The sequence below is a fragment of the Xanthomonas sp. LMG 12459 genome, from assembly GCF_009192905.1.
Classification (GTDB): Bacteria; Pseudomonadota; Gammaproteobacteria; order Xanthomonadales; family Xanthomonadaceae; genus Xanthomonas_A; species Xanthomonas_A sontii.
The window spans coordinates 1-12,013 of sequence record NZ_NSGT01000110.1 but is presented as its reverse complement, the minus strand read 5'-3'; the positions used below and the strand labels follow the sequence as shown (position 1 = coordinate 12,013).

The following is a 12,013-nucleotide window of genomic DNA, read 5'->3' as shown; positions in this document are numbered from 1 at the left end:
CGCCAGAGCGTCACTCTACAGTGTACATGCCGAGCGGCTGCGGCACGACAGCCTGCGCGAATGGGCTTATGCGCGCTCCTATATCGACTCCACGCAACGCGCCAACGCCTTCTCGGGCTGGCTGCATCATTACAACTGGCATCGACCACACGCCAGCCTCGGCTACAAACCTCCCATCTCCCGAATTCCACTGAACAACGTGGTGGGTTTACACAGCTAGGCGCTGACTCTGCTCGCCATGGTAGAGCGAGTGGCTAGGGTTGGGCATGCGCTCTTTTGTCTGCCCCAGTCGGCGATAGGGGCGGTAGACTCTGCCCGATTGAGGTGGAGACCATACCCAGGTGGACGGGACGGAACGCATGGAAACAACGACGACCAATCAACCCAAGAAAGGGGAGTTCTTCCACCTGCAGCCGGACGTTCGGCGCGGGGGGAAAGGCCATGGAGTTGTCTTTGAGAACCGAGAGGCACTCCTCACTCCGCCTAGGCTGATTCTGAGGCCAAAGGATGGCGGATTTCCTGCTTTGCGCGAGGTTCCACGCCTGGTCTACCACCCCAGTGAAGGCGTGCCTCCTGAAGACCTGGAAGGGGGATTCAGCGGCTACTGGCTGGTGTCAGAGCGCCTGCGTCGAGTGATGGAAGCGGTCGATCCTGGGGCGTTCGCGTTTGTAGAGACAGACTATCGCTTGGCGGATGGCTCGAAGGGGCCAAACGTTTACCTGTGCGACGTGATTCGCACATTGGATGCGTTGGATGAGGATGCATCTATGCTCAACATCGAAGTCAGTGATGATTTCGAGGAGGGCAAGTATTACGACCTGACGGGCGAAATTCGCCTGGCTTTCAAGCGTGATGTCCTCGGTGATGCGCACGTTTTTAGGTTGGCTTTCCACGGGGGCGTTTTCTGCGACCGGTTGTTCAAGGACGCCGTAGAAGCAGCCGGTATCGGCACCGATGGACAGTCGGACGGCCTCTGGTTCTACGACGTGGTCAACCGATAAGGCGAGCAACAAGGTCACAAGGAAGGAGCCTGATCTGTGCCGAACTACCGAACGCTTTTCCAGGACCACCACAACATCGAGCAGCAGACGCTGAAGAACAGCGAGTTGCTTGATGAGTTGCAACGGGTGGGGAAGTTTGACATCCACGCTCCGGAAAACCGACTGTTCCTGCCGGCCAACCCTGCGTTCGCTCAAGCGATGGGCATCACGCCGCATAGCGGTGGCCCACTCGGCGAATATCAGTATGGAATGCTGTCGCAATTGCGGCTCATTGAACGCTCCAGAGATGGTCAAGCCATGTTGGAGGGCGACCCAACGGCGATGGACCGTGTTGTCCAGCGCGTCGAGCACTTACGCGATACCGTCAAAGTAGGCCTAATCAACGGCGATTTGAACACCAATACGCCCGTTGGTTTAACCCCTGCACAGACCAACCAAAAGGTTCAAGACTTTTTCCGCGATATCCCGATCTACCAGCAGACCCATGCCCAACAGATTGAAGCCCTGAAGGGCTTTGTGGGGGTGGACCACGGCTGGGGTGCCGTCGCGCATTCCGAGTCGCGCATCGTCACCACGCTCAACCAAATCCAGATCAGCAACGCCGCAATCGTTCGAGGCGGGGATATCCAGCTTCAGCGCAGCGGGTTGTCGCTCGCCATCGCCAACGCTCATCACGACGGGCGCGTGGTGTTGTCCGAGCAGGGCATCCTCAAGGTCGAGCAGGTGCTGGGTCCGGAAGCCGCCCAGAACATTCGCGTGCCGCGCGGACAGCGTGGCGAAGTCGCCATGGAGCTGTTGATGGGCGAGGCGTCCGCGCGTGGGCTCACCCGTGCCGGCGGACTCTTGGCGACCGGGGCGGATGCGGTGATGACCGCCCGCACGGCGGCCACGCTGATGGAGCAGGGCAACCTCACCGCCGCGCAGTCGGAGGTCAATCACGCTGTTGCGCGCAACGTGGGCGGCTGGGCCGGCGGCGCGTCCACCGCGGCCGCGCTGGGCAGCAGCGGCGGCTTTGTGCCCGCGGCCCTGGTGGTGGGCGATGCTGTCTTGATGAGCAAGGCCTTCGACAAGGCCGTCGACCTCAAAGAGAACCGCGACATCTTCCACCAGACCGACAAAGCCGGGATGGAGTGGCAGTTCAATGGGCGGGATTGGGAACGCCAGGGCGCGTTCGAGCGCGCCGCTGATGGGCGCGAAACCCCTGTCCAAATATCCGTCGGCGCCAGCTACGTAAAGTCTCAGGAATTGGGTGCCATGGCGAATGCCAAGGCCGCCGAGTTCGCGCTGGGCAAAGCCCCGCCGCCGCAGGATCCCTTCAACCTGCCGGCCCAGCCCGGCGATCGGATTGGGTTGGACAACCAAAATTGGCACCGCAATCCAGACACGGAGAAGTGGGAGCGCCAGGTCAAGACGGGGGTGGACGGCGCCAACGACCGAGGTGTCTATGAGCCCCAGATCGCGAATGCAGCGCAGGCGCAGCGTCTGAACCAAGAAGCCTTGGCGCGGATCGAGGGCAACATCGCCACCGGTCGTGAGGCCATCGCCCAGGCTTACCTGGAGAGCCATGCCGCCCAGCGTGGTCAGGACTACGGAGTGGCGGTTCCTGCCGCCGTGGAAAGTGCTCGTGCCAAGCAAGACCGGGTGCAAGGCCACGACGGCGAGACCTACCAGCGCAACGAGGCCGGGCAGTGGCTCGGCAAGGACGGGGTGGCGACCGGCAATCTGGCGGCTGAGCTGGAGCTGACGAACCAGATGCGCCAACCCTCGCTGGAACGCGCCCAGGAGACCCTGGCGGCCATTGAGGCTCGCCCCGCGCCCACGCCGGCGCAGATGGAGCACAACGAGCTCTTGCACCGCTATCGAGCTGCTGGCGTCGACCTCAACGCCCAGGAGAACAACCTGCAGGCCGTGGAGCTCGCCACCAAGCGGACCAAGGAGGCCGAAGGACTCACCGGTCCGACGATGCAACAGCTGAAGCCGAACGAGCAGGGGCAATACGGCTACGACAGCCAGATCGTTCACTACCAGGTCGGCCAGGACGGCGTGGCCCACCAGGTAGCGGTGACCACTTCCGAGGAGCTGCGCCAGGCCAAGGCCGAACTGGGCCAGCCGGCTGTGGCGCACGTGCCGACGCTGGAGACGGTCTCGGTGACCGCGCCGAGCCGCAGCAAGGAGCAGGAGGCCGAACCGGCCCAGGAGAAGGGAACACAGGGGCCGATGCTGGCCGACAACCCCGCGCACCCGGACCACTTCACCTACCAGACGATCCATTCCTGGGTCAGCGGAACGGGGAACTGGAACGCGGAGGAGAGCCGGAACGTCACCGCAGCGCTCTACAAGCAGCAGGCCGAGGACCCGTTGGTGAAGCGAGTGGACCGGGTGACCGGTGCGCTAGGCAAGGACGGGTCAGAGAACGTGCTGGCGGTCTACGCGCCGTTTGGCGACAAGCTGCCGATCTTCCATGCGCGGGTCGATGGGCGGGAGGCCGCACAGCAGCCGGCGGAGCAGAACCTGCAGCAGGCGGAGGTCATCAGGCAGGACCAGGTGCGGCAGCAGGCATTGGAGCAGACCCAGCAGCAGACCCAGCGACAGGAGCAGGGGCCGCGGATGACAATGGGTGGTCCGTGACTATAAGAGATTTTTCCAACTGATGTAGCCGCAAAGGAAGAACTGCTGGGTTGCACATAAATAATGACGACCAAGAGAGGTGTTATGGCTACTTCATTGAAATCAGCGAATCGGAAGTATTCCGATCAGTACAATCAAATGCTTGCCTGGGCTAAGGTGGGGGCGGTTGGCCGTAGGATTGGTATGCCAATGTCAGCTAGAGAAGTCATCAAGGACGGGCTTGCTGACTATTGGCGGCTCTGGGAGTCTTTGGCGTCATGGGTGAATCCAGGCTTGGACAGTTGCCATTCCGTTAAAGGCTGTATCACTGATTCGAGCGTGGTGAATGCGTGGCCTTTTCGAGACGCTTTGGGGCCCGGGCAACATATTGTCGTTGTGACAAAAGCAACTATATTGAGGATGCAGCGCATAGCTCATCTAGTTATGTCGACAATAAGATGCACTCCAACTTTTTGGGAAAAGGGTCATTCGATCGGTAATATTCTGCCGCAGCAGGAGCTCGGGCCTGAAGATTTTTCCGCTTTTAGCGAGATGGTCATGCAGGCTGCGTTTGTTTATCTATTTGCTCACGAATTTGCCCATTTGCATAATGGGCATGAGGGCTGTGCCGCTCATACTGAGGATTCCTTAACTTGGTGGTCCGAAAAGGTTGATCAAAACCTGGGCAGCAGGGCTGTTGAGTTTGATGCGGATGCTTCCGCTCTTGCATGGACGGTTCTCTTCTTTTCGCGATTTAACGCGAATGCCTCAATCCTATCGCAACTTGGTGCTGTTAGAGCTCGGATGGTGTCAAGCTGTTTGAAGGATGAGTCGGGTCGAGTGACAGTCGCGGCACTGGGTTCTATTGTTTTCAATCTTTCTATGTCCAGTGGTTCCCATGGCGGAAATTCAACTCACCCCAACTTCCGTGAGCGAGTCAGGTTGGCAAGAATCGCCGTTAAGTATCATGCTGCGAACACGAGCATTTCGGGTGATGTTGCTCTCGATTGTTCGGTATTTGGAGCCATGATGGTATTTATTGATGCTCAACATACGGGGGGCGATAGGATTCTTGTGGGCGATAGCGATCCTGGAGTGGATCCTCCTTTTTTTTCGGTTCTTCGTGATGCGCTTTTAGCCGGGGATGCCCCCGAAGAAGATGTTGAAGAGAGAAAGCGACATAGGAGCATGGCGAGAAAAATGTCTGCACTTATGCCTTCCTTAAATGGCAAGAGAATCCGCTCGTCGCTGCCGCGAGTCGATTGGTGGTCCATGGAGCTTAATTGCTCTTAATGATAGGGATTGATGTGGTGCGAGGCGTGAATCCCGGAAAAAGAGCTGCCGTAGCAAAAGCTGCGAGATTTATAATAGGTAAAGCAGGTGGCGGATTCTCGACACGGAGATTGCCGGAGGGGCGGACGTCGTAAACTGAAGGTGGCGAGCTTACCATCCGTATTGTTTGCAGTGAGTTGGCTAATAAATTAAAGCGTCGCTCAATGCATGTAAACTGAATTGTTGATGAGTGCATGTGCGTTGTTTGTCTTTATCTCTAATGCGCAGGCGGCAGGTTTGCGCGGAATGATGTAGCTACACGGCCAGTGGAATGGACTCAGGGGGAACGTATGTGGTCGGATATCGAAACAAAGCGTGATTACCTCAACTACCTCGAATTGGCGGAGGTTGTATCGGAGGTGTTGCTCAATCCCAGCATGCGGCCAGTCTCGGTCGGGGTATTTGGAACCTGGGGGACAGGCAAATCCAGCTTGCTGAATCTCATAGAAGTGCGGCTGCGGGAGGATGCAAAGGATAAGGTGATCATCATCCGATTCGACGCCTGGCTCTACCAGGGCTACGACGATGCACGCGCCGCACTTATGGATGTCATCGCGCGCCGGCTGTATGAGGCTGCGAAGAAAGATGCAGGACTTTTAGGGATTGCTAAAAGCTTGCTGGCGCGCGTGAACACCATGCGCACCTTGGGGCTGGGGATAGAAGTTGTTGCCGCCTTGCATGGCGTGCCGTTGATGGGCGTTGGCTCTAAAGCAGTGGCGGGCCTTGGAAAATTGTTCGCAGGAACGCCCGAGGCGGAAGACACTCAAGCGGCGGCGGACGGAGTTAAGGCTGTGGCTGGATTGGTGGACCCTGTAAAGGGTAAAAGCCCACCTGAACATGTTGATGCATTTCGTGAAGAGTTCCAGAGGCTGCTGGTTGGTCTGGATAAGACGCTGGTGGTCTTTGTCGACAACCTAGACCGTTGCCTGCCAGAGCAGACAATTCATACACTTGAAGCGCTGCGACTATTCCTCTTCATGGAGCAATCCGCATTTGTTGTAGCAGCTGATGAAGACATGGTGCGTCACTCGGTGAGTCAGCATTTCGATGGCGCCAACGAGCGGCATGTAACGGATTACTTGGATAAGCTCATCCAAATACCAGTGAGGGTTCCGAGGCTGGGCGTTACCGAAATTCGCGCATATCTCTTCATGCTCTTTGCTGAGGCTGGCGATGTGAGTCAAGCGAAGCTGGACGAGCTAAGAAATGCTCTCGAAAAGAACCTGCGCGCCAGCTGGAAAGAGCCACCGATAACGGTGGATGCGGCTTCAAACCTGGCGGGAGGCGATGACGCTATACGAATGAGTTTTGATATAGCAGAGCGCATGTCGGCGCTTCTGGCGAAATCAACATTTGTCGAGGGAAATCCGAGAATTGTCAAAAGGCTTCTCAATGTCGTGCGTTTGCGCGCCCGCATTGCGGCAAGGCGCGGCATGCCGGTAGACGAAGCCATGGTCGCCAAGTTTGCTCTATTTGAACGTTGTGCAGACCCTGTGGCCGTTAGGAAGCTCTATGCACTTATCAATGAAGCTGCCCAAGGAAAGCCTGAGCTCATGGCTACCTTAGAAAGTCTTTCTGACGATCCTAAGGAGTTCGAAGAGGCGTGCCCCGTAGAATGGAAGAAGAGTGCGGATTTTTTGCATGACTGGCTTGGATTGAAGCCTGCCTTAAGTGGCCTTGATTTGAGGCCATTGGTGTATCTCAGCAAGGAAACGGCTGTGTTGCGCTCCATTGCCGGTGACATGTCTCAGTCGTCGGCTGAGGCGGTTCTTCGTTTGGTCAATGTGAAGACTCTTTTGTCACCTGCCGCCGCGATGGCAATCACTGGCATTGCTCCGGGTGAACATGGGGCTGTAATGCGTGAGCTACTTGCTTCTCTCAGGGGACATGCGGACTGGAGTGTTCGTCCCGATGCAATAAATGGTGCGGTGCTGCTCGCCGATTCGGACGCAGATGCCGGCCGGCAGCTTGGCGCCTTTTTAACAGGCCTGCCAGGTAAGAAGTCACCATGGTTGAAGGCGCTTGTAAAAGACAAGGCATGGGCTAAGGGAGTAGCGTAAATGGGAACATCAACATCGAGCAAGGGAGCCAATAACCGCAGTCCCCTGGTTCCGCCGTGGGCGGATGTGGACGGGCAGGGCCCCGGGCCGGAGCCTGAGGAAAACCGCTTCAAGTCATTTCGGACGCACCTTGGTAAGTTCGTGGCGAGCGGTGATGGGCAGCAACTGAGTAAGGCGCTCAACAGCTACGCTCGCTCTTCTACTGGAGGCTCTGGGGTAGGACCCAGGCGCTTCGGTTCAGTCGCTCAGGCCGGCGCCGGCTTGTTCGGAACGCTGAATCAGCTTCGGACCAACTCGCCAGGAGCACCGGTCAACCTTGCTGCTTTGTCTGGAAGGCCAACGCGGGAGGTCATCGATGCCTTGGTTGACGCCCTTGTGCCAGAAAATGGCGACGCTGACCGAATCCGGACGGCGCTCAATGAGGCTCTTTCCATGTGTCTGGACGGGGTGGAGGCCTTCGACTTTGCCAGTATCACAGACGAGATCCTCGTGAACCTGATGGTGACTTATACGGCGCTATCGATTTTTCAAGCAATCGTCATGGATTCGGACAAGGCTTTTACGAAAGCTGACAGTCCCGAGGCTGTGGAGCGAGCGGAAAAAGAACTTATGCAGCTGGTTGAGGTTGTTACCGACAAGCATATGAAGCCGTTGCTGTTGGGAAAGATCTCGCAGCTGACCATCGAGGAAATGCAGGCTGTCCAAATCGCAGCCATCAAGGAAGTTTGGAAGGAGTGGGAGGAATATCAGTCATGACTACTGTGGTCGTGCATCCTGATTTGACTAAGCTTCCGGCTCCGCAAGCGGATGTTATTCCAGTCCACTTGTATGGAGGTGTTCCTAACCAACTAGGAATGGCCGCGATTGGGTTGAGTCTCTACAACCGGCTTGCCCGCCTAAAGGCACCTATTGACCCCGTTGCATTTGATTTTCTTTCGCTATCGATGGCGGTCACTGCCTCAGATACGTTTGTCAATCGAGATGATGCAGCCGATGGGTGGGCACGGGACATCCAGCTGACCGTCGCGCTTGTCGAACCTGCTCGTTGGGTGCCGGTGCTCCCTCTGCTGACGAGTGCGCTCAACTTCCTGAGTGGAGACGTCTGGTCTATCAAGCTTGTGGGGGACGGTGCGCCGCCGCCTGTCTTTAAGATTCGAACCAGAAGAGTGATCGACCCGGCCCATTGCGACTGCGCATGCTTGTTTTCCGGAGGTCTGGATAGCGCCATCGGGGTGCTGGATTTGCTCAAGAAGGATCGCAAACCGATTTTGGTGAGCCATGCTTACACGCACGATGCTAAGCGCCAGATTGAGCTTTTGCCGAAGCTGGGGACCAACTTGGTTAGGTTTGGCGCACAGGCAAATCCTAGTGGGTGGCTGGAGGTTGGGAACGACGTTCAAATGCGAACCCGCAGCTTCAACTTCCTCGCCATGGGAGTCTTGATGGCGTCCGCCTTGGTGGGTCCAGGAGCGAATCGCCGCACATTATTTGTCCCCGAAAACGGTCTGATCGCGTTGAACCCGCCTCTGACCCCGCGGCGGATTGGTGCCCTTAGCACCAGGACGACTCACCCTTATTACCTGAATCTCGTGCAGAGGATTCTTGACCAAGTTGGTTTGCTCGTCGACATCAAGAACCCTTACGCAGATAAGACTAAGGGCGAGATGATGAGGGATTGTCTAGACCAAGCTCGTCTTAGGCAGATTGCCGACAGGACCGTGTCTTGTGGGAAGTGGAAGCGCAAAAGAACTCAGTGCGGCCGCTGCGTTCCGTGCCTTATCCGCCGCGCTGCATATCATGGAGCAGGAATGAAGGATGGAACGGACTATCAACCGGAGGGACAAGTGCTCCAGCACTTCTTGGATCACGGCGCCGACGCTGACGATTTGATGGCGATGTTGCTGGCCGTCAGACGGCTTCCTAAGGCTGATGTGGCGAAATGGGTCGCACAGACCGGACCAATGCCACTGGTTGCAGCCGATCGCGATTCTCGCGTGGAAGCGGTGCGGCGTGGGATGATTGAGGTGGAGGGTTACCTCAGGTCACAAGTCCACTTTTGATGCCGGCTCCCACTGTAGACATGCATTGCCATCTCGACCTCTACCCTGACCCTGGGGTGGAGGTCGAGCGGGCAGGACGCAGTGGTGCCTACGTGTTGTCGGTTACAACGACTCCCTCTGCTTGGATCAAAACGCGTGAACTGGCTAGTCGCTACCCGCGTATCAAGACTGCCCTGGGGCTCCATCCTCAGTTGGCGGGAGAGCGTATTGGAGAACTCAGCCTGTTCGACCGCCTTTTGCCAGAGGCTAGATACGTTGGAGAGGTGGGCTTGGATGGCGGATCCGATTGCAGAGAGTTCTGGAGTCGACAGGTCGAGGTATTTCACCACGTTCTGAAATCGTGTGCCGACCAGGGCGGAAGAATCTTGACTATTCACAGCCGCAATGCCGCGACGGAGGTCATGGATTCTTTGGATCAGCATAAAGGCTTTGGTGTCGCGATACTTCACTGGTTCTCAGGGACAAAGAGAGAGCTGGCTAGGGCTATAGAAATGGACTGCTGGTTCTCCGTTGGAAGCGCCATGGTCAGCGGAGCGAAAGGTCGTGAGCTTGTGAAGCTTATGCCGCCGGAGCGCGTTCTCACTGAGACGGATGGCCCCTTTGCGAAGCTACGTGGACGGGCCTTAGCACCGGCCCAGTGCAGCGAGGTCGTTCAACACCTGTCCCAAACCTGGGGCATATCGGCTGAGGTCGCTGCCGAGCAAGTGGTGAAGAACCTGAGAGAGCTGGTTTCGCTGTAGCAGTGCTGAGAGGACAGCCAGTTGGTTGGATTCTTTCTGCGCCAGCGCTGACGGGCATGGTTCAATGGGGGCGTGTTGGTCTACTCTCCATGAGCGCCTTTAGGGCGCTCAGCAGAGCGTCGTCGTCGAGTGCCTGGGCGCCGGCTAAAAAAACCAGGTCGGCCACGCGTTGCCGTCGTTTCATTTCTTCTCGCTTTGCCATTTCCTGCTCCTTCGCTTCGCGGCGCTGGTTGGCTAAAAGCTCTCTTGCTTGCAGTTGGGCCAAGCGCTCGGTAGCCCGGTGAATTTGGTCTCGGTAGTGATTCGTTGCGGTCATGCCTTTCTCCTGTCGCTTAGAAATGAGTCAAGCAGGAAAACGGCTAGCGTCAAGCGTTGAGGTGCTCTCGAATTTCGTACGCCGTGCGACTCGAAAGTTCTGAAAAACAAAGCTTCAAAGAAGGAAGCAAGAGCGCACCTAGGTGTCACTGCGTGACATGTGCGCAAAGGGCTCCGCCCCTTGAACCCCAAGCGCCGGCGGCGCTTGCGCAAATCAAAAGCCAAGGCATAAACGAAGCAACCCCACTGCTTCGGAGCAACACCTCATGGCCATCTACCACGCCAACATCAAGACGTTCAGCCGCGCCAAAGGACATTCGTCCATCGCTGCGGCCGCCTACCGCGCCGGCCTGCTTCTCGAAGACGAGAAGACCGGGCAGCGCCACGACTACCGCCGCCGGGACGGCGTGGTCGAGACCCGCTGCATCGCCCCAGAGGACGCGCCCGACTGGGCCCTGGTCCCGGCCGAGCTCTGGCCGGCGGTGGAGGCGGCCGAGCGGCGCAAGGACGCCACGATCGCGCGCGAGTTCGAGTTCGCGTTGCCCCACGAACTCGACGAGGCGCAGCGATCGGCGCTGGCCATGGAGGTCACCCGTGCCCTGGTCAGTCGCTACGGGTTCGCGGCCCAAGCCAGCATCCACAGCCCCGGCTCCGAGGACGGGCTGAACTGGCACGTCCACGTCTTGGCAACGACGCGGCGCATGGGTCCGGAAGGTCTCGCGGACAAAACCAAGGAGTTGGACGGCGGGCCTTCGGGTCGGGTTGAAGTGCAGTGGGTGCGCGAACTCATCGCCTCCACCATCAACGCCCACCTTGAGGCGGCTGGCCTAGGGCTCCAGGTGGACCATCGCCGTTTGGAAGCGCAGGCCAATGACGCCTTGGCCCGCGGCGACCTGGTCGCCGCTGCCGTGCTCTCGCGGGAGCCGACCAAGCATGTGGGCAAGAACGCGACCGCCATAGCCCGCCGGGGCCAGGCCTCTGAGCGCGTGGAAGCGAACCGCCGAATCGAAGAGGCGAATGAGGAGGCCTTCCAAAAGCTCATCGCCGTCTTCGAAAACTAGGGGCGAGCGGTGGAAGTGCCGGTTGGCCACAGCCACGAACAGGCCCAACGGGAACTCCGCCGTCCACCGGCCGTGCTGCCCCTGTCGCTGGGCCGCGGGGCAGGGCGCATCGAGGTCTCTCGCAACATGGGAGCCATCGCCCAACGGCTGGGGTTGCTGGAGGAGAGCGCTCCCGGGACGCCACGCCCGGAGCCGGCATCCATCCCGACGCTCGTTGCCGAGTTGAGCCAGGAGTGGGGAGCACTGCGCCACGAGGCAGTGGCGCGTGCGCTCCACGCCACCCGCCAATTCTTGGCCTGGGCGGCCGAGCGTGCCGCGGCGTTCGCCGAGCACGCCCGGTTCCGCTCGGACCTGTTGGAGCTGACCCGGCGGTTACGCGGATTCAAAGCCAGCCTGACCCGGTTTGCACGGCGCCTGCAGGCCGAGCAACGCGCCTCCAGGCTCCGTCATCTGGCGGAGCGGTCCTGGGAGGACTTCACCGTCAACAATCCCCAGCCTGGCACCTCTTGGACGGAGCAGGATTGGAAGCAGCGGCGGGCGTGGCGCTTGAGCACGCTGGAAAAGCGGACGGCCGAGCTGGCCGAAGCGCGGGCCCGGGTCACCCCGGAGCAACAGGCCTTTTGCGAAAAGCAGGCGGCAGAGAGTGGCGGTCTCCTGGGGGCCTGGAGCCAGGAGATGCTCGGGCGCTATCCCCTCGAGCTCGACCGACCGTTGGTCTTTGGAGTCCCGGAGGCTCAACCGGCTGCGCTCGACGACCTGCCGACCCCGGTCCCTTAACCGACGTGCGCCCGCGACCACTGCGTCCCCGCCTCCCCTGCAACCACGGTGCCTCCTATT

The 12,013-nt window shown here is 58.9% G+C and carries 9 protein-coding genes and 1 pseudogene; 9 read left to right on the top strand and 1 reads right to left on the bottom strand.

The annotated features are described in order from the left end of the window. From CEK65_RS19830 to qatD, 8 genes are all read left to right on the top strand, one after another. Positions 1 to 220: integrase core domain-containing protein (locus tag CEK65_RS19830; RefSeq protein ID WP_152182752.1), on the top strand; the 220-nt coding region annotated here is incomplete at its 5' end. A gap of 139 nt (positions 221 to 359) precedes the next feature. Continuing rightward, positions 360 to 1,001, top strand: a complete 642-nt coding sequence (locus CEK65_RS19825; protein ID WP_087963661.1) for a DUF1629 domain-containing protein — start codon at positions 360 to 362, stop codon at positions 999 to 1,001. Positions 1,002 to 1,037: 36 nt separating this feature from the next. Beyond that, positions 1,038 to 3,629 carry an XVIPCD domain-containing protein gene (locus tag CEK65_RS19820; RefSeq protein ID WP_152182751.1) on the top strand — a complete coding sequence of 864 codons (2,592 nt, stop codon included), beginning with the start codon at positions 1,038 to 1,040 and terminating at the stop codon, positions 3,627 to 3,629. An 84-nt stretch (positions 3,630 to 3,713) separates the two neighbouring features. Continuing rightward, positions 3,714 to 4,901 carry a hypothetical protein gene (locus tag CEK65_RS19815; protein WP_152182750.1) on the top strand — a complete coding sequence of 396 codons (1,188 nt, stop codon included), beginning with the start codon at positions 3,714 to 3,716 and terminating at the stop codon, positions 4,899 to 4,901. A gap of 329 nt (positions 4,902 to 5,230) precedes the next feature. Further along, positions 5,231 to 7,000 carry a KAP family NTPase gene (locus CEK65_RS19810; protein ID WP_152182749.1) on the top strand — a complete coding sequence of 590 codons (1,770 nt, stop codon included), beginning with the start codon at positions 5,231 to 5,233 and terminating at the stop codon, positions 6,998 to 7,000. Next, positions 7,001 to 7,756: a hypothetical protein gene (locus CEK65_RS21265; protein ID WP_226980659.1), complete on the top strand. Its 756-nt coding sequence runs from the start codon at positions 7,001 to 7,003 to the stop codon at positions 7,754 to 7,756. Continuing rightward, entirely contained in the window at positions 7,753 to 9,060 is a 1,308-nt protein-coding gene (gene qatC / locus CEK65_RS19800) for a Qat anti-phage system QueC-like protein QatC (RefSeq protein ID WP_226980658.1), read from the top strand. Before CEK65_RS21265 ends, qatC begins: the two co-directional genes overlap by 4 nt. Further along, positions 9,060 to 9,800, top strand: a complete 741-nt coding sequence (gene qatD / locus CEK65_RS19795; RefSeq protein WP_226980657.1) for a Qat anti-phage system TatD family nuclease QatD — start codon at positions 9,060 to 9,062, stop codon at positions 9,798 to 9,800. The genes qatC and qatD overlap by 1 nt, the downstream gene beginning before the upstream one ends. A 61-nt stretch (positions 9,801 to 9,861) precedes the next feature. Here the strand turns inward: qatD and CEK65_RS19790 are convergent, their stop codons facing one another. Then, a complete protein-coding gene (locus CEK65_RS19790) occupies positions 9,862 to 10,116 on the bottom strand; it encodes a hypothetical protein (protein WP_152182748.1) in 255 nt (84 codons plus the stop codon). Between the two features lie 265 nt (positions 10,117 to 10,381). Between CEK65_RS19790 and CEK65_RS21350 the strand changes: the two are divergent. After that, positions 10,382 to 11,953: pseudogene (locus tag CEK65_RS21350) on the top strand (MobA/MobL family protein). The last annotated feature ends 60 nt before the right edge of the window (positions 11,954 to 12,013 follow it).